The sequence below is a fragment of the Pseudomonas jessenii genome, from assembly GCF_002236115.1.
Lineage (GTDB): Bacteria > Pseudomonadota > Gammaproteobacteria > Pseudomonadales > Pseudomonadaceae > Aquipseudomonas > Aquipseudomonas jessenii.
Genome location: NZ_NIWT01000004.1, coordinates 259,619 through 276,636, shown reverse-complemented (window position 1 = coordinate 276,636; position 17,018 = coordinate 259,619). Strand labels below are relative to the sequence as shown.

16 protein-coding genes are annotated in these 17,018 nt (G+C 61.7%); 9 read left to right on the top strand and 7 right to left on the bottom strand.

Features of this window, described 5'->3' with window-relative positions:
- Positions 1-40 precede the first annotated feature (40 nt).
- The 3 genes from PSJE_RS14395 to PSJE_RS14385 all read right to left on the bottom strand — a co-directional run bounded on the left by PSJE_RS14395 (position 41) and on the right by PSJE_RS14385 (position 3,051).
- Positions 41-1,093, bottom strand: coding sequence for a beta-keto acid cleavage family enzyme (locus PSJE_RS14395; protein WP_090453201.1), 1,053 nt, complete (start codon positions 1,091-1,093; stop codon positions 41-43).
- 115 nt (positions 1,094-1,208) lie between these two features.
- On the bottom strand, positions 1,209-2,057 hold the full coding sequence (locus tag PSJE_RS14390) for a TauD/TfdA dioxygenase family protein (RefSeq protein ID WP_057716330.1): 849 nt from the start codon (positions 2,055-2,057) through the stop codon (positions 1,209-1,211).
- A gap of 13 nt (positions 2,058-2,070) precedes the next feature.
- A complete protein-coding gene (locus PSJE_RS14385) occupies positions 2,071-3,051 on the bottom strand; it encodes a quinone oxidoreductase family protein (protein ID WP_008050013.1) in 981 nt (326 codons plus the stop codon).
- Positions 3,052-3,256: 205 nt separating this feature from the next.
- On the opposite strand from PSJE_RS14385, the gene PSJE_RS14380 reads away from it, so the two are divergent.
- The 4 genes from PSJE_RS14380 (at position 3,257) to PSJE_RS14365 (ending at position 6,409) form a co-directional block, all read left to right on the top strand.
- Positions 3,257-5,179 carry an alkaline phosphatase D family protein gene (locus tag PSJE_RS14380; RefSeq protein ID WP_090453199.1) on the top strand — a complete coding sequence of 641 codons (1,923 nt, stop codon included), beginning with the start codon at positions 3,257-3,259 and terminating at the stop codon, positions 5,177-5,179.
- A 24-nt stretch (positions 5,180-5,203) separates the two neighbouring features.
- Positions 5,204-5,695: a P-loop NTPase family protein gene (locus PSJE_RS14375; protein WP_090453197.1), complete on the top strand. Its 492-nt coding sequence runs from the start codon at positions 5,204-5,206 to the stop codon at positions 5,693-5,695.
- 208 nt (positions 5,696-5,903) lie between these two features.
- Positions 5,904-6,158, top strand: coding sequence for a type II toxin-antitoxin system prevent-host-death family antitoxin (locus PSJE_RS14370; protein WP_057716335.1), 255 nt, complete (start codon positions 5,904-5,906; stop codon positions 6,156-6,158).
- Positions 6,155-6,409 carry a Txe/YoeB family addiction module toxin gene (locus PSJE_RS14365; protein ID WP_057716336.1) on the top strand — a complete coding sequence of 85 codons (255 nt, stop codon included), beginning with the start codon at positions 6,155-6,157 and terminating at the stop codon, positions 6,407-6,409. Before PSJE_RS14370 ends, PSJE_RS14365 begins: the two co-directional genes overlap by 4 nt.
- A gap of 8 nt (positions 6,410-6,417) precedes the next feature.
- On the opposite strand, the gene PSJE_RS14360 is transcribed toward PSJE_RS14365, so the two are convergent.
- Positions 6,418-7,593: an aspartate aminotransferase family protein gene (locus PSJE_RS14360; protein WP_090453195.1), complete on the bottom strand. Its 1,176-nt coding sequence runs from the start codon at positions 7,591-7,593 to the stop codon at positions 6,418-6,420.
- 102 nt (positions 7,594-7,695) lie between these two features.
- On the opposite strand from PSJE_RS14360, the gene PSJE_RS14355 reads away from it, so the two are divergent.
- Entirely contained in the window at positions 7,696-8,601 is a 906-nt protein-coding gene (locus PSJE_RS14355) for a LysR family transcriptional regulator (protein WP_090453193.1), read from the top strand.
- Positions 8,602-8,647: 46 nt separating this feature from the next.
- On the opposite strand, the gene msrA is transcribed toward PSJE_RS14355, so the two are convergent.
- From msrA to msrB, 3 genes are read right to left on the bottom strand one after another with little or no spacing between them, the layout of a single operon-like run.
- On the bottom strand, positions 8,648-9,355 hold the full coding sequence (gene msrA, locus PSJE_RS14350) for a peptide-methionine (S)-S-oxide reductase MsrA (RefSeq protein WP_090453191.1): 708 nt from the start codon (positions 9,353-9,355) through the stop codon (positions 8,648-8,650).
- Between the two features lie 30 nt (positions 9,356-9,385).
- Positions 9,386-11,161, bottom strand: coding sequence for a cytochrome c biogenesis protein DipZ (locus tag PSJE_RS14345; RefSeq protein ID WP_090453189.1), 1,776 nt, complete (start codon positions 11,159-11,161; stop codon positions 9,386-9,388).
- Positions 11,162-11,194: 33 nt separating this feature from the next.
- Complete coding sequence (msrB, locus tag PSJE_RS14340; protein WP_090453188.1) at positions 11,195-11,713, bottom strand: peptide-methionine (R)-S-oxide reductase MsrB; 519 nt, start codon at positions 11,711-11,713, stop codon at positions 11,195-11,197.
- A gap of 298 nt (positions 11,714-12,011) precedes the next feature.
- Between msrB and PSJE_RS14335 the strand changes: the two genes are divergently transcribed.
- The 4 genes from PSJE_RS14335 (at position 12,012) to PSJE_RS14320 (ending at position 16,941) form a co-directional block, all read left to right on the top strand.
- The gene (locus tag PSJE_RS14335; protein ID WP_090453186.1) at positions 12,012-12,731 is read left to right on the top strand and encodes a response regulator transcription factor; all 720 of its coding nucleotides are present in this window, start codon (positions 12,012-12,014) and stop codon (positions 12,729-12,731) included.
- Positions 12,728-14,248: a sensor histidine kinase gene (locus PSJE_RS14330; protein ID WP_090453184.1), complete on the top strand. Its 1,521-nt coding sequence runs from the start codon at positions 12,728-12,730 to the stop codon at positions 14,246-14,248. Before PSJE_RS14335 ends, PSJE_RS14330 begins: the two co-directional genes overlap by 4 nt.
- A gap of 323 nt (positions 14,249-14,571) precedes the next feature.
- Positions 14,572-15,276, top strand: a complete 705-nt coding sequence (locus tag PSJE_RS14325) for a hypothetical protein (RefSeq protein ID WP_057716344.1) — start codon at positions 14,572-14,574, stop codon at positions 15,274-15,276.
- Positions 15,277-15,510: 234 nt separating this feature from the next.
- Complete coding sequence (locus PSJE_RS14320; RefSeq protein WP_090453182.1) at positions 15,511-16,941, top strand: aminotransferase-like domain-containing protein; 1,431 nt, start codon at positions 15,511-15,513, stop codon at positions 16,939-16,941.
- The last annotated feature ends 77 nt before the right edge of the window (positions 16,942-17,018 follow it).

The window sequence follows — 17,018 nt, the reverse complement described above, 5'->3', positions numbered from 1 at the left end:
AGGCGGACGAGAGGTCACGGCCTCTCGCCCCGACCCTAGGTCAACCGCGTTGCGGTACACCTTTCTGCCCAACCTTGCGGTTGGGGGCCATGCCGTTGGCCAACAGGGTTTCTTCGATGGTTTCGTACTGCACGCCGATGCGGTAGATCTCGCGGGCTTCTTTGCCGGTGGCGATTTCACGGCCCAGTTCATGGGCAATGCGCACGGTTTGCTGGATCTGTGCAACCGAGCCGAAACGATCGCCCTTGTGATCAATGATAGTGTCTTCATTGCCCACGCGCGGGTGCATGCCCATGGCCATCGACATGGTGTTGAACGGCATGACGTTCTTGAGCAGCGATTCGGAGGTCAGGGTGCAACCGTCCGGCGCGCGGTGGATGAAGTTGAAGAAGTTGAACGGGTTCGGGCCGTCGAAACCGCCGCCGATGCCGATCCAGGTCAGGTTCAGCGGGCCCTTGTAGATGCCCCTGCGCACCAGGCGCTCGAGGGTTTCCATGGCGTGCATGCCGGTCAACTGGAAGTGTGGCTGGATGCCGTTGTCCATCAGGCGCTTGAGGTGCTCGGCCACCCAGGCCGGCCCCGCCGGTACGGTCATTTCGCTGTAGGCGGCGTGGATCAACGGGTTGTCCAGGGAGGTGCCTTTCAGGTACTCCGGATACAACAGCTCCATGATGTTCATTTGCGTGGTGTTGATCGCGACCGTGACCTGATCCGGTTTCGGCGTCAGCTCGGCCAGCATGTGGCGAGTGTCGTCGGACAGCCACTTGGCCGCTTCGCCATCGCTTTCCGGAGCGAAGGAAATCGAGCCGCCGACCTGGATGATCATGTCTGGCACAGCTTCACGCACACCGGCGATCAGCTCGTTGAACTTCGACAGGCGCTTGGAGCCCTTGCCGTCCAGTTCGCGCACATGCAGGTGCAGCACGGTGGCGCCGGCTTCATAGCATTCGACCGCTTTCTGGACTTGCTCATCCATGGTCAACGGGATGTCTTCCGGGAAGTCTTCCGGCATCCACTCCGGGCCGTACGGGGCCACGGTAATGACTACCTTTTCCATGTTTTCCGGGTGCAGGGAATCGTCGAAGAATTGCATGGTTAACTCCAGTTCTTATGCCAGTTCTTATGATTGTTCCGCCCACCCGGGGTCGTGCCGGGCAGACGTGTTTACGAGTGCGAATGCTGCGAGTGCGGATGCAGGTGGCGTTCGATCAGAACGTCTTGTCGCCGATAATCCCGGCACGCTCCATCTTGCGATGGCACGGCGGGTAATCCATGACGGCGTAATGCTGGGTACTGCGGTTGTCCCAGATGGCGATGCTGTTGGGCTTCCAGCGCCAGCGCACCTGATACTCAGGGATGTACGCCTGGCTGATCAGGTAACGCAGCAACTCGCCGGCGCCGGGGTTGGCGTCCTGGCCGAAGCGCACCCGCTCAGGGGTGTGGTAGTTGCTGAAGTGGGTGGTGAAGGCGTTGACGAACAGCACCTTCTCGCCGGTTTCCGGATGGGTGCGCACCACCGGGTGTTCGGCGTCCGGGTACATCGCCTTGAGCGCCAGGCGTTTTTCAATCGGCATGGCGGCACCGAAGCTCGCTTCGATGCTGTGGCGGGCACGCAAGTCGGCGATCTTGACCTTTACGTCTTCCGGCAAGTTCGCATAGGCCTGGACCATGTTGGCCCACATGGTGTCGCCGCCCACTGGCGGGCATTCCACGCAACGCAGCACGCAGCCCATCGGCGGTGCTTCGCGCCAGGTGGCGTCGGTGTGCCAGGCGTTTTCGTAGCGGTCCATCGGCTGGTCAGGATTCTTGTAGATCTGCACCAGCCCCGGATGCTCCGGATCACTGCCGGCCACCGGATGATCCTCCAGCTCGCCGAAGCGCCGGGCGAAGGCCACGTGCTCGGCGCGAGTGATGTCCTGATCACGCAGGAACACCACGCGGTGCTTGAGCAACTGGGCACGAATCTCGGCAAACAGACCATCGTCATGCACCGCGTCGGCCAGGTTGACGCCGATCAGTTCGGCGCCAATGCTGCAGGTCAATTGTTCGACTTTCATGGCTGGCCGCTCCTTAAACGACGAAAATCGATGAGCCGGTAGTCTTGCGCGATTCAAGGTCGCGATGAGCCTGCACGGCGTCCTGCAAGGCGTAGTGCTGGTTGATCTCGATCTTGATCCGGCCGCTGCCGACATGGTCGAACAACTCGCCGGCCAGGGCGGCTTTTTCCGCAGGGTCGCTGATGTAGTTGGCCAGGGCCGGACGGGTCAGGTACAGCGAACCTTTCATCGCCAGCATCACCGGGTCGAACGCCGGGATCGGGCCGGACGCGGTACCCACGCAGACCATCAGACCACGGGGTTTCAACGAATCCAGCGAACCCATGAAGGTGTTCTTGCCAACGCTGTCGAACACCACGTTGACGCCCACACCGTCGGTCAGTTCGCGAACGCGAGCGGCGACGTCTTCATGGCTGTAATTGATCGTATGGTCGCAACCGTGAGCCCGGGCGATCTCCGCTTTTTGCTCGGTCGAAACCGTGCCGATCACGTTCAGGCCCAGCAACTTGGCCCACTGCGAAACGATCAGACCGACACCGCCAGCGGCGGCATGCAACAGGATGCTGTCGCCCGGTTTGAAGTCGTAGATGCGGCGCATCAGGTACGAGGACGTCAGGCCACGCATGGTCATCGCGGCAGCGGTCTCGAAGCTGATGGTTTCCGGCAGCTTGATCAGCGGCGCGGCCGGGATCAGGCGCTCGGTGCTGTAAGCGCCGAGGGTGTTGAGGAAACCGGTATAGGTGACGCGATCACCGACCTCGACGTTGGTGACCCCTTCACCAACGGCCTGGACTACGCCAGAGGCCTCGACGCCCATGCCGTTGGGCATCGGAATCGGGTAGGTACCGTTACGGAAATAGGTGTCGGCATAGTTCAGGCCAACCGCCACATGACGAAGGCGAACCTGGCCGGGACCGGGCTCGCCGACTTCGACGTCCTCATAACGTAGAACTTCGGGACCACCGGTTTCGTAGAAGCGTACGGCTTTGGCCATTTTTCTTATTCTCCAATCTGCAATATGGGCGTGTTGCATCGAATTGCGCTGATTGGACTGTAGGACGAGGCCTGTTGAGACGCTTCTCATCAGACGACAATGGCTTTTCATTTGGTGACAGGCAGAAACGGGATCGTTCTAGCCGGTCCCGTCGTCACCTGCGCTATCATCGCCCGCCTCGATTCCCCAAGAGCCTTGACCCCGGATGTCCGAAGCACTGCCACTGTCCAACGATCACCCAGCCCTGCCGCCGGTCCTGGCCGGCCCGCTGTTGCGGCGTCTTGAGCCCATGCGGCTGGTGCTGTGGCTGGTGGGTTCCCGGGCGCTGGCGCTGACCTTGCGCTTGCAGGGCGTCGGCGATATCCGACTCGATGCCGGGCAATGCACGGTGATTGCGGTGGGGGCTCATGCCTTTGTGCACTTGATTGATGTGCAACTCGATTGCGCCCTGCCCCGGGATGAATCGATCGACTATGACCTGCTGATCGATGGCACAGAAAAAGGCATCGCCGACTGGGCACCGCACCTGCTGTATGGCGATGCCCATTGCCCGAACTTCGTCCTGCGCGCACGGGTCGATCAGTTGCTGCACGGTTCTTGCCGCAAACCTCATCACCCGGCGACAGACGGCTTGCTGTGCGTCGACCGGTTGCTGGCCCAGGAACACGCGGCAAAGGACCGCCCGGCACTGCTGATGATGACTGGCGATCAGGTCTACGCCGACGATGTCGCGGGGCCGATGTTGCGGGCGATTCACGCCTTGATCGAGCGTCTTGGCCTGTTCGGGGAGCACCTCGAAGGCGCGGTGGTCAGCGACAGCGCCAGGCTCTACGAGCATCCGGCCAGTTACTACCACCGCGCGGATCTGCTGCCGGCACTGCAAAGCAATGAAACCCTGCGCGAGCGATTTTTCGGTGGCGCGCGCAAGCCGATTTTCACCAGCAGCAGCGCCGACAATCACCTGGTGACCTTCGCCGAAGTCATGGCCATGTACTTGTTGGTCTGGTCGCCAGTGCCCTGGACCCTGATCGCGCCCCAGGCACCGACGCTGACGCCGCAAAGGCTCAAGCGCTACGCCCTTGAGCAGACGCGCATCGATGCCTTCAAGGCAGGCCTTGGCGACGTCGCGCGGGCACTGGCGCATCTGCCGACGCTGATGATTTTCGACGACCACGACATCACCGATGACTGGAACCTTTCCGCGCAATGGGAAGAAACGGCCTACGGCCATCCGTTCTCCCGGCGCATCATCGGCAACGCGCTGCTGGCGTACATGTTGTGCCAGGGCTGGGGCAACAACCCGGATGCGTTCGCTACCCTGTTGGAAAAGTCCGGAGCCTTGAGCGCCAGCGCACGCGACCTTCACCTCGACAGCACGGTTCAGGATGACTTGATCAGTGATCTGCTGAAGTTTCAGCACTGGCATTACGTGCTGCCGACCACCCCGGCCATGGTGGTGATCGACACCCGCACCCGGCGCTGGCGCAGCGAGATGAACCTCAAGCAGCCTTCCGGTTTGCTCGACTGGGAAGCCCTCAGCGAACTGCAACAGGAACTGCTGGACCACCCGAGCGCAATCATCGTTTCACCGGCACCGATCTTCGGCGTCAAACTGATTGAAACCGTGCAGCGGGTATTCAGCTGGTGCGGTTATCCACTGCTGGTGGACGCGGAAAACTGGATGGCCCATCGCGGCGCGGCACAGGTGATCCTGAACATTTTCCGCCACTCGCGCACCCCGGGTAACTACGTGGTGCTGTCGGGCGATGTGCACTATTCCTTCGTCTACGAAGTGCTGATCCGCCACCGCAAGGCCGGACCGCGCATCTGGCAGATCACCAGCAGCGGCATCAAGAATGAATTCCCGCCCAGCCTGCTCGAGTGGTTCGACCGCCTCAACCGCTGGCTGTACTCGCCACGCTCACCGTTGAACTGGCTGACCAAGCGTCGACGCATGCGCATCGTGCCCCACGTGCCCGAACACGCCGAAGCGGGTGAGCGGCTATGGAACTCGGCGGGGATCGGCCAGGTGTTCTTTAATGAAAAAGGTCAGCCTCAGGACATTTTTCAGCACAACGCCAATGGCTCGCCGAAGACGCGGATGGTGGCCCCCGAAAGCGGCGAGTGATCCCACAATTGATCGGAGTCGCTCATGGACCTCACCCGCACCCTGATCATCGGTAATTCCGGTTCCGGCAAGAGCTGGCTGGCGCAGCGGCTGGCCGAGCAATTGAGTGTGCCCTGGACCGATCTCGACCGGATTCACTGGCTGTCCGACGAACACAGCATCCCCCGTCCCCGAAATGAAGCGCTGGGAATGGCGCGGATCGCTGCCGATGAGGAGCGCTGGGTGATCGAAGGGGGTTACGGCTGGATCGTCAGTGAAATCCTGCCACGAGCGACTGCGCTGATCTGGCTGAGTGTAGGGGACGAGGAATGCGTGGCCAACATTCGACAACGCGAGGGCGGGCGCGATGAACAGGACCTGTTGCTTATCGCCTTGCTGGAGTGGGCGGGCAGTTATCGCCAGCGGCTGGGGTCCAGTGGGTTTGCGGCGCATCAGCAACTGTTCGAGGGGTTTTGCGGTGCGAAAATCCGGCTGGAAGACCGGGAGGAAATCACCGCACTAGCTCGTCACTCGTAAGTATCCGGAGCTGTGGTCTGACACAAACCTGATGGATGGCATGTAGCTCAGAATGGGATTACACCTGTCTCGGAAACGTCCTGAAGAACATTCGGCGATACTTGATACAAATGTGGATGCACTTTCTACGTAACAACCACTCGTAGGTATCGCCTTGCTAATATGTACTCATTTCTGTACGTTCTCTGCATCAAGCGAGGACAAACACATGGAAACCATCAACTACACCAACGCTCGGGCACATCTGGCGCAAACCATGGACCGGGTGAATGAAGATCGCGCCCCGCTACTGGTAACTCGTCAGAAAGGCGAGCCGGTAGTGATGATGTCATTGGCCGAATACAACGCTCTCGAAGAGACCGCCTATCTGCTCCGTTCCCCAGCCAATGCTGAACGCTTGATCAAATCAATCGGTAACCTGCGAGCCGGCAAAACCAAAGCCAGGCAACTGATTGAAGAATGAATATCGAGTTCACCCCTGAAGCCTGGGACGATTATCTCTGGTTCCAGCAGAACGATAAGGCAGGGCTCAAGCGTATCAACCTGTTGATCAAAGCTATCCAACGTGAGCCTTTCGACGGCCTTGGAAAACCCGAACCGCTCAAGCATAACTTGAGCGGGTTCTGGTCACGCCGGATTACGGCTGAGCATCGTCTGGTCTACGCCATTGAAGACGGAGAAATACACGTCGTGATGTGCAGATACCATTACTGAGCAGAACCTCAGCCAGCGTTCACGACCCGACACACCCCCCTGACAATCATCTCCACTTCCCGCTCATCGATGGTCAGCGGCGGCAGCAGGCGAATGGTTTTCCCCCGCGTGACATTGATCAGCAAGCCATGATCCCGGGCGGCGATCAGGCTCAGGTCGCGGATCGGTTGCTTGAGTTCGATGCCGATCATCAGGCCCTGGCCGCGTATTTGCGAGACGTTCGGGTTGCCCGCCAGTTCTGTGCGCAATCTTTCGAGCAGGCGCGCCCCCTGAAGCCGGGCGTTTTCCAGCAGCCCTTGTTCTTCGACGATCTCCAGCACGGTGCATCCGACCCGGCAGGCCAGCGGATTACCGCCGAACGTGCTGCCGTGGCTGCCCGGCGTGAACAGTTCGGCCGCCTTGCCACGGGCCAGGCAAGCGCCGATGGGCACGCCGTTGCCCAGGCCTTTGGCCAGGGTCATGACGTCCGGGACGATGCCTTCGTGCTGGAACGCGAACCACTGGCCGGTGCGGCCGATACCGGTCTGGATTTCATCGAGCATCAACAGCCATGAGCGCCGGTTGCACAGTTCGCGCACGGCGCTGAGATAACCCGCTGGCGCCAGTTGCACGCCGCTTTCGCCCTGGATCGGCTCCATCAGCACCGCCACGATCCGCGAGCCAAAGGCCTGTTGCACCTTGTCCAGCGCGCCGAGGTCGCCGAACGGCACTTTGACGAAATCCCCCGGCAGCTTGTTGAAACCCAGGCGCACCGCCGGGCCATCGCTGGCAGACAAGGTGCCTAGGGTGCGGCCATGGAACGCATTCTCCATAACCACCACCAACGGCTGCTCGATGCCCTTGTGCCAGCCATGCAGCCGGGCGATTTTCAGTGCGGTTTCGTTGGCTTCGGCCCCGGAGTTGTTGAAAAACGCCCGGTCCATGCCCGCCAGCTGCGTCAGTTTCTGCGCCAGCCGTTGCTGCCAGTCGATGCTGTAGAGGTTCGAGGTGTGCAGCAGCAACCCGGCCTGCTCGGTAATGGCGGCAACGATTTTCGGATGGGAGTGGCCGACGTTGGTCACCGCCACACCGGCGACCGCATCCAGGTATTCGCGACCGGCCTGATCCCACAGGCGAGTGCCCAGGCCCTTGTTGAAACTCAAGGCCAGGGGTTGGTAAGTGCTCATCAGGCAGGCGGCAGTCATGACATCAAGCTCCAGCAAGGGTCGGTGTTTTTGCAGTATGGTTAGCCACCAGAGCTGGATAAACACCGTAAAACTTCAATCATTTAAAAGCAGAGCTTGATAATGGATTTATTCCAGGCAATGACCGTCTACGTGAAGGTGGTGGAGACCGGCAGCATGACCGCCGCCGCCTTGCAGTGTGAAATGTCCACGACCATGGTCGGCAATCACCTCAAGGCCCTGGAGCAACGGCTGGGTGTGCGCCTGCTCAACCGCACGACGCGGCGCCAGCGGCTGACCGAGTTCGGCGCCGCGTATTACCAGCGCTGCCTGGAAGTGCTGGGGTTGGTGGCCGATTCCGAGCGACTGGCCGAGCAGGCTCTGGACGAACCGAGCGGCATCCTGCGCATCACCGCGCCCCTGACCTTCGGGACCGAGCGCCTGGCCCCGGCACTGAGTGAGTTCAGCCGGCAAAACCCGCGGGTGAAACTTGACGTGGTGCTGACCAACCGACGCCCGGATCTGCTGGAAAACGGCCTCGATGTAGCGTTTCGCCTTGGGGCGCTGGAGCCCTCCAACCTGATCGCCCGCCCGCTGATCGACTACACCCTGACCATGTGCGCGTCACCGGACTACCTGGCCCGTCGCGGCACTCCGCAAACACCTGAAGACCTGCGCCATCACGACTGCCTGTCCTTTGCCTATCCGGCCGGAGATGACTGGCAATCGGTGCAAAAGGAATGGCGCCTGGCCGGTCCCGATGGCGAAGTCAGCGTGGGGGTCGGCGGGCCGATGCTGATCAACAGTTCCGCCGGACTGCATCAAGCGGCGCGCACCGGCATGGGCATCGTGATGATGCCCGACGCCTTGGTCGAGCAGGACCTCAAGGACGGAAAGCTGTTGGCCCTGATGCCCGATTACTGTCCGCCCAGCCGGCCGATGCACCTGGTCTATGCCCAGGATCGCCACCGTTTGCCGAAGTTGCGCCGTTTCGTCGAATTCGCCATGCAGCTGTGGGGCAAGCACTGATCCGCTGACCTACGATTCAGTGCCAAGGTCGTCGATTCCCCATTCACTACATCCCCGCCTTCACCAACACCGGCTGTTCCTGATAACGATCCGGGTACAGCTGTTTCAACTGCGCGACCTTCGGCAAATCGTTGATCACGATGTATGGATAGGTCGGATGCTCGGTCAGGAAATCCTGATGCTCCTCCTCCGCCGGGTAGAAACCGTTGAAGGTTTCAAGCTTGGTCACGATCGGCTTGTCGAAGGCATGGGCGGCATCGAGCTGGGTGATATAGGCCTGTGCGACCCGCTGCTGCTCAGCGTTTTTGGTAAAGATCGCCGAGCGGTACTGGGTGCCGCTGTCCGGGCCCTGGCGGTTGAGTTCGGTCGGGTTGTGCGCCACGGAAAAGTAGATCTGCAGCAAGGTGCCATAGCTGACCTGGGCTGGATCGAACGTGACTTCGACCGACTCCGCATGGCCGGTATTGCCGTTGCTGACGCGCTCGTATTGCGCGGTACTGGCCGCCCCGCCCGCGTAGCCGGAGACAGCGTTTTTCACGCCTTTGACATGCTGGAACACACCTTGAACACCCCAGAAGCAGCCACCGGCGAACACCGCGGTTTCGCTGCGGGCCTGGGTGGTTTCATCAAGGGCCGGCGGTGGAATGATGACCGCCTTTTCGGCACCGCCGAAAGAGAAGGCCGAGCATTGGCTGATGATGCCGGCAGCCGCCAGCCCCAGCAGGATACGGCGCCAGGTAAAGAGTGTTTTCATGGGGCGAACTCCTGAAGCGTTGAACAGTTATCAGCCGAAAGTGAAGGCGTAAGCCGACGCCCCCGGATCAAGAAACTCGATACTGAAGGTCCGGTCGGTCACGCCGCCGCTCTGGCGTACCAGTTGATATAAACGCTGGTCCGTCACGGTGCCGCTGCCATCGGGTGCCACGTCCATGCCATGGGCATCGCCGGGGGCCTTGCCGTCGATCAGCACCTTGAAACGCACCGGTTTGCCATCGGCGCCAGGGCCGAGCACCAAATGCAAATCACGGGCGTGGAAGCGATAGACGATACGGCTGGCCGGTGCGCTGGCGGTGGCCCGCTCCGGGCCGACATGCCACTGGCCGCCCAGGCTCCAGTCGTTGAGGGCCAGTTGCGCCGGCGGGTTGTAGGCCGCAACCTTGTCCGGTACCAGCGCGGTTTCGGGCACGAAATGCTCAGCGCGCTGGTAGCCGACATAGGTTTCCGGCGACTGCACGGCGTCCTTGTCCGGGGCCATTTGCACGCCATTGGCCTTGGCACTGATCAGCCCGTCGGCGACCTTGGCCGCCCCCGCCTCGCGCAGCAATTGCTGGATGACCCGCTCCGATTCGGCGTACGCGCCTTCGCCGAAATGGTGATAACGAATGCGTCCCTGGGCGTCGGCAAAGTAATGCGCCGGCCAGTACTCGTTGTTGAAGGCGCGCCAGATCTTGAACTCGTTATCGATGGCCACCGGGTAGTTGATGCCCAGGTCTTTCATGGCCTTGGTGACGTTGCTGACGTCGCGTTCGAAGGCAAACTCCGGCGCATGCACGCCGATCACCACCAGGCCTTGATCGCGATACTTCTCGGCCCAGGCTTTCACATAGGGCAGCGAGCGCAGGCAGTTGATGCAGGAGTAGGTCCAGAAATCCACCAGCACGACCTTGCCTTTCAAGGCCTGGGCATCGAGGGGTGGCGAGTTGAGCCATTGCACGGCGCCCTCCAGCGACGGCAGGTTGCCTTCGACCGGCAAGGTGCCCGGGGTTTTGTCAGCCACTTGCACCGCGCCGGCGGAGGTCGAGTTTTGCGCCATCATCGCCCCGCTGTTACGCGGTAACTTGCCGGACAGTTTCTCCACCAGCGCTTGCTCGATACCACTGGTCGACGCCGTGGAAAACCGCGCCAGAATCCCCGTGTCCAGACCTAGGGCAATCGCTGCCACACCGGCCAGCATCGCCCCGCCAAGACCGCGACGCAGCCATTCGCCCGCGCCAATCGAGCGTTTCATCGCGGTGAAGACTTTGCCGCCCAGCAACAAGGCCAGCGCGAGGGAAGTGGCGGCACCAGCGGCGTACGCCAGCAGCAAAAAGGTGGTTTGAATGCTGGCGCCTTGCAGCGCCGCACCGGTCAGCAGCAGGCCCAGGATCGGCCCGGCGCACGGCGCCCACAGCAGGCCGGTGGCCACGCCGATCAGGAGCGAAGCACCGGGACGTGGCCGTGCATCGGCGCCCGCCGCCTCCGACAAACGACTGCCCGCCGCCACCAGTGGTCGGGTCAGACGCTCGGCCAGTTGCGGCAGCAACAGCGTCAGACCGAACAACGCCACGAACACCAGCGCCAGCCAACGCCCGTACTGATTGAGTTGCACCACCCAGCTGCCGCCCACCGCCGCCAACGTGGCGACCAGCGCGAAGGTCAGCGCCATGCCCACCAGCAGCGGCAACCCGCTTCTGACGAAGGGTTGCCCGGTGCGGGCGAAGACAAACGGCAACACCGGCAGAATGCACGGGCTGACAATCGTCAGCACACCACCGAGATAAGCGAGGACCAGCAGCCACATGGCGATTACCTGCAAAAAGTGAGTGGAAGGGGATCACACCGTCTTGGGCACGAATTTCATCGCCAGGCCGTTCATGCAGTAACGCAGGCCGGTGGGTTTCGGGCCGTCGTCGAAGACATGCCCCAGATGCCCGCCACAGCGCCGGCAATGAACCTCTTCACGGACCATGCCGAACGCACGGTCCTGGCGGGTCGCCACGGCCTTGTCCAGCGGTGCCCAGAAACTTGGCCAACCGGTGCGGCTGTCGAATTTGGTCGCCGAGGAAAACAGCGGCAGCTCGCAACCGGCACAGACGAACGTGCCATCGCGGTGCTCGTTGTTCAGCGGGCTGCTGTAGGCCCGCTCGGTGCCCTCTTCGCGCAGGATTTCGTACTGCTCGTCGCTCAGAAGAGCGTGCCATTCGCTGTCGCTGTGGGTCACTTCGAATACCTCCGCTGCGCTGGCTTCACTGATCAAGGCCGAGCCTGTGGAAAACTTCGGCAACAGGCCGATCGCCAGGGCTGCCACCCCCAGCCCGCCGCTCGCTACAAGAAATTGCCGTCGTGAAAACATGTTCGTCTCCAAAAATCCAGGGGTGTTTCATAGAACACAGCCTAGGCTTTGGGTGATCGCCAAATCCTCACGGGAAGTTAAACAATTCGTGATAACTCGGGCGCCGAAAAACCCGCACAATGCATAACGCCAATTTTGAACAATGCATTTCCTGTGGGAGCGAGCTTGCTCGCGATGACGATTGCACAGTCAGCATCGTCGTTGACTGACATTGCGCCATCGCGAGCAAGCTCGCTCCCACAGTTTTTGCACCTTGACCGAGTGGCATTACGCACAATGCGCCGAAGGATTGAGCTGTATGGAACAGACCAAACGCGTCCTGGTGGTCGAGGACGATATGCATATCGCCGACCTGATCTGCCTGCATCTTCGCGACGAGCAGTTCGAGGTGGTGCATAGCGCCGATGGCAATGAAGGCATGCGCCTGCTGCAGCAAGGCAACTGGGACGCACTGGTCCTCGACCTGATGCTGCCCGGTGTCGACGGCCTGGAAATCTGCCGCCGCGCCCGCGCCATGGCCCGCTACACGCCGATCATCATCACCAGCGCGCGCTCCAGCGAAGTGCACCGGATTCTCGGCCTCGAACTGGGTGCCGACGACTATCTGGCCAAGCCCTTTTCCATGCTTGAACTGGTGGCCCGGGTCAAGGCGTTGCTGCGCCGGGTCGATGCCATGGCGCGCAACCTGAAGATGGACGCCGGCAGCCTGCTCACCGACGGCCTGGCCATCGACCCGATCACCCGCGAAGTGTCCCTCGATGGACGACGCCTGGACCTCACGCCCCGGGAGTTCGACTTGCTGTACTTCTTCGCCCGCCAGCCCGGCAAGGTGTTCTCGCGCATGGACCTGCTCAATGCCGTGTGGGGCTACAGCCACGAAGGCTACGAGCACACGGTCAACACCCACATCAACCGCCTGCGTGCCAAGATCGAGGCCGACCCGGCGCAACCGGTGCGCATCCTCACGGTCTGGGGGCGCGGCTACAAATTCGCCACCGGGGAGGAACCACGGCCATGAGGCTGACCCTGACGCAACGCCTGTCCCTGGTGTTCGCCGTGCTGCTGCTGGTGTGCTGCGGCACGTCGGCGTGGATGCAGGTGCGCTCCAACCAGATGCATGAGCAGGAAGTGGTGCAAGGCTTGTCCCGGGACCTGGCGCAGCACATCGCCAGTGACACGGTGCTGATGGACACACAGGGCCTGATGCCCAATGCCGTGCGTGACCTGTTCAGCAAGCTGATGCAGGTCAACCCGAGCGTCGAGGTGTACCTGCTGGACACCGAGGGCAAGATTGTCGGCAGCGCCGCGCCCGAAGGCCGGATCCGTCGTGAACGGATCGACCTGGCGCCGATCCAGCGCCTGTTGCGGGGCGATGCCCTGCCGATTCTCGGCGACGACCCGCGCAGCGCCGATGCGCGCAAGGTGTTCAGCGCCGCACCGCTTAAGGTCGACGGCAAGCCGGCCGGTTATCTCTACGTGGTGTTGCTCGGTGAAGACCACGACCGCCTGGCCGAACGCGGCGCGACCAGTGCAGCGCTCAACACCGCGCTGTTGTCCATCGGGCTGGTGGCGTTGCTGTGCCTGATTGCCGGTCTCACCGCATTTGCCCTGATCACCCGGCCGTTACGCCGCTTGACCGAAACCGTCAGCCAGTTCGACATCGATGGGGTGCCGGTCACACCGGCTCTGCCCGTCGCGGTGGAGAAAGCCGCGAGTCACGATGAAATCGCCGTACTCGATGCGGCGTTCCGACAGATGCAGACACGCCTGGGCGAGCAATGGCGCTCGTTGACCCGCCAGGATCAGGAGCGCCGCGAACTGGTGGCGAACATCTCCCACGACTTGCGCACGCCGCTGGCCTCGTTGCACGGTTATCTGGAAACCCTGTCGCTCAAGGACGCCACGCTGTCCCCTGCCGACCGCCGTCGCTATCTGGGCATCGCGCTGGACCAGAGCCGCAAGGTAGGTGGTCTGGCGCAGTCGCTGCTGGAACTGGTGCGGCTGGAACATGGCTTCGTACAGCCGGTGCTGGAACGCTTTTCCCTGACTGACCTGGCCCAGGACATCTTCCAGAAATTCGAACTCACCGCCGAAGCGCGTCAAGTCGAGTTGAAGGCCACTTTTGCCGCCAACGTCTCGGCGGCCTGCGCCGACCTTGGGCTAATCGAGCGGGTGCTGACCAACCTGTTCGACAACGCCCTGCGCCATACCCCGGCCGGTGGCGAGGTCGAACTGGGCCTGCGCCCGCAAGGCTCATTCATCGAAGTCACGGTCAGCGATACCGGCCCCGGCATCGCCCCGGAACTGCGCGAAGGGTTGTTCCTGCGGCCGTTCAATATCGGCGGCGCACGCCGTGATGGCGGGTTGGGGTTGCGGATCGTGCATCGCATCCTGCAATTGCACGGGCGCGAGATTCAGTTGATCGATGTGCCGGGGCGGGGTGCGACGTTCCGGTTTTCGCTGCCGATCGATGAGGAAACGGCGACTGCGTTGGCGGTGCGGTCGATGAACCTCAATACACCGAGGCAGGCCTGAAAAACTTTGGTGCTGACAAGGCCCCATCGCGAGCAAGCTCGCTCCCACAGTTTTTTCGGGTGCTTACAGATTTTGCGTACCCCCACTAACCCTGTTGGAGCGAGCTTGCTCGCGATGGTCTCAAGGGCACCGCGTTCATCCAGAATGAACGCGTTATCGTTAACGTCCATCGCGAGCAGGCTCGCTCCTACAGGGGAGCAAAAACATGACCGGCCGCCTGTTGATCCGTGACAACACCGTCCCGGTCCAATAGATTAGTCGGCCTGAAAAAGCCCCCGGGCTTTTTCGCCCCTATTCAAGTTCAAAGAAGTAGTGAAATTTCAATGTCCGATTCCAATACCGCTGAAACCGTAGTCACCTTGTCGTCCAAAGCGGAATACGAAAACTCCATCAATCTTTCACAACACGTGCCTCAGGCCAAGACCATCAGCGAGATGGTGCTGGACGCGTTCCAGTCCACCCGCGAAAGCGACCAGATCCGCGAACTGCGCGCCGCGATCCGCCAGGCCCACGACAGCTTCGATGACGATAAAGCCTACGAACTGATGGGCCAGCTCAAGCAGCTCAAGGACGCCGAGGCTGCCGATATCGCCGCCCTCGAAGACCTGAGCGGCAAATTCCCGATCAGCCGCATCCTGTCCAGCTTCAAGGACGATCCGGCGTTCCAGGAAATCGTCTACGGCCTGGCCCTGAAGGTGCTGAACCAGACCCACCAGGCCATCAGCAACCCGAGCGGCGGCAAGAGCAAAGCCGCCAAGGCGAAGAAAGAAGTCGAAGTGTTCACCATCAGCAAGGACGGCATTAGCGTCACCCTGCCGCTGCGCACCCCGCGCTCGCGCCTGAGCGTCGACCGTGAAGCCCTGGAATTCCTCGGCCTCACCTTCGTTGGCGAAGGCGAAGAGGCGGAACTGGAAAGCGAGACGTTCCTGGACAACAGCGGCGCCGAGCAAGCGGTCAACCGCAAGAACATCATCACCGCCCTGCAGCAGCAGACCGCGTTCGACGGGTACAGCATCGCCGCTCAGTAATACCTGTTGTTGTGGCAAGCCCTCTCGCCACAAGGTCCTGAGCGACCGACTCAAGAGCCCCGCCATCAGTGCGGGGCTTTTTATTGCCCGTGATTCGGGCAAAACCGCGATTACTCTTCCAGTATCGACGCAGAACACCACTTCCCTTCACCCATGAGCACCACGGGTCCGCCTGCGGGGAGCGTCAACTCACTTTCCAGCCCAGACCTCAGTGGTGCAACTGCCGAGGTCATCATGAACACGCCCCCCTTGTATCGCCAGCTGGCCAACCACTACCTGGACGCTATCCGCAGCGGCACCCTGAAAACCGGTGAACGCCTGCCCTCGATTCGGTTGATGATGGAAAAACACGCCGTCAGCCTGTCGACCGCCGTGCAGGTGTGCCGGGAACTGGAGGACTATGGCGTGCTGGAAGCCCGGCCACGCTCCGGCAACTACATTCGCCAGCCCGACACCCTGCCCAGGCCCGCCCCGACGACCTCGGCGCCAGCGCTGGATACCCGCGCGTATGTCGGCATTCATGAACAGGTCTGTGCGGTGCTCAAGGCCAGTCAGCGCGCGACGATCAAGGTCAATTTCGCCAGCGCCTACTGCGCGCCGCAGCTTTACCCACTGAAGACCTTGCAAGACAACATGATCAAGGCGCTGCGCTACGACGCCTGCCTGCTCGGCACCGCGGGCGGCGCCTGCGGCAACAGCGCATTGCGCAACATCCTGGCCCGGCGGGCACTGGCCAGCAAGACCCACCTGGCCTCCGAGCGGATCGTGATCACCAACGGCGCCACCGAGGCGATCAATCTGGCCTTGCGTGCGGTCACCCGCCCCGGCGACACCGTGGCCGTGGAGTCGCCGACCTTCTACGGTCTGCTGCAAATTCTCGAAAGCCTGAACCTGCGCGTGCTGGAAGTCCCGGCCTCGGCCCATACCGGGCTGAATCTGCAGGCCCTGCAACGGCTGCTGCAAGGCCCCGAACGGGTCAAGGCGCTGATCGTCATCCCCAACCTGCAAAACCCGTTGGGCAGCATCATGCCCGACGCCAACAAGGCACGGCTGGTGAAACTGTGCGCCGAGCACGACACCGTGCTGATCGAGGACGACACCTACGGCGATCTGGTGGACACCGAGCAGCCGCTGTCCACGCTCAAACATTGGGATAGCACCGACAACGTGATCTATTGCGCCTCGCTGAACAAAACCCTGGCACCGGGCATGCGCCTTGGCTGGATCAGCGCCGGCAAATGGCACGACCGCGTGGAGATGCTCAAGCATACGCAGTCGCGCGGGTGCGAGGCGTTATCGCAACTGGCGGCCAGTGCGTTCATGAAGACACCGTCCTACGAACGTTACCTGCGGCGGTTGAGGAAAACCCTGACCGTACAACGCGAGCAGATGAGCGCAGCGATCACCCGTTATTTTCCCATCGGCACCAGCGTGACCCACCCGCAAGGCGGCACGCTGTTATGGGTGGAACTGCCTAGCCGGCATTCATCGATGACGTTTTTTCACGACGCGTTGAAGGCCGGCATCCAGATTTCACCTGGGGATATCTTTTCCAATGCCCGGCGTTTCGATCACTTTGTGCGCATTGGCTGTGGCGCGCCGTATTCGCCGCGGGTTGATGAGGCACTGCAGACGTTGGGACGTATCCTGAAAAATCAGGGTTGACCGCGACCCTGGGGGAGCGAGCTTGCTCGCGATGGCGGTGTGTCAGACACATCAATTTTGAATGTACTGACGCCTTC

Coding starts and splice junctions, on each gene's coding strand:
- PSJE_RS14390 (WP_057716330.1), bottom strand. CDS start 2,057: ATGAAAGTCGAACAATTGACCTGCAGCATTGGCGCCGAACTGATCGGC.
- PSJE_RS14325 (WP_057716344.1), top strand. CDS start 14,572: ATGTCCGATTCCAATACCGCTGAAACCGTAGTCACCTTGTCGTCCAAA.
- PSJE_RS14380 (WP_090453199.1), top strand. CDS start 3,257: ATGTCCGAAGCACTGCCACTGTCCAACGATCACCCAGCCCTGCCGCCG.
- msrA (WP_090453191.1), bottom strand. CDS start 9,355: ATGAAAACACTCTTTACCTGGCGCCGTATCCTGCTGGGGCTGGCGGCT.
- PSJE_RS14360 (WP_090453195.1), bottom strand. CDS start 7,593: ATGACTGCCGCCTGCCTGATGAGCACTTACCAACCCCTGGCCTTGAGT.
- PSJE_RS14365 (WP_057716336.1), top strand. CDS start 6,155: ATGAATATCGAGTTCACCCCTGAAGCCTGGGACGATTATCTCTGGTTC.
- msrB (WP_090453188.1), bottom strand. CDS start 11,713: ATGTTTTCACGACGGCAATTTCTTGTAGCGAGCGGCGGGCTGGGGGTG.
- PSJE_RS14375 (WP_090453197.1), top strand. CDS start 5,204: ATGGACCTCACCCGCACCCTGATCATCGGTAATTCCGGTTCCGGCAAG.
- PSJE_RS14330 (WP_090453184.1), top strand. CDS start 12,728: ATGAGGCTGACCCTGACGCAACGCCTGTCCCTGGTGTTCGCCGTGCTG.
- PSJE_RS14345 (WP_090453189.1), bottom strand. CDS start 11,161: ATGTGGCTGCTGGTCCTCGCTTATCTCGGTGGTGTGCTGACGATTGTC.
- PSJE_RS14385 (WP_008050013.1), bottom strand. CDS start 3,051: ATGGCCAAAGCCGTACGCTTCTACGAAACCGGTGGTCCCGAAGTTCTA.
- PSJE_RS14320 (WP_090453182.1), top strand. CDS start 15,511: ATGAACACGCCCCCCTTGTATCGCCAGCTGGCCAACCACTACCTGGAC.
- PSJE_RS14335 (WP_090453186.1), top strand. CDS start 12,012: ATGGAACAGACCAAACGCGTCCTGGTGGTCGAGGACGATATGCATATC.
- PSJE_RS14370 (WP_057716335.1), top strand. CDS start 5,904: ATGGAAACCATCAACTACACCAACGCTCGGGCACATCTGGCGCAAACC.
- PSJE_RS14395 (WP_090453201.1), bottom strand. CDS start 1,093: ATGCAATTCTTCGACGATTCCCTGCACCCGGAAAACATGGAAAAGGTA.
- PSJE_RS14355 (WP_090453193.1), top strand. CDS start 7,696: ATGGATTTATTCCAGGCAATGACCGTCTACGTGAAGGTGGTGGAGACC.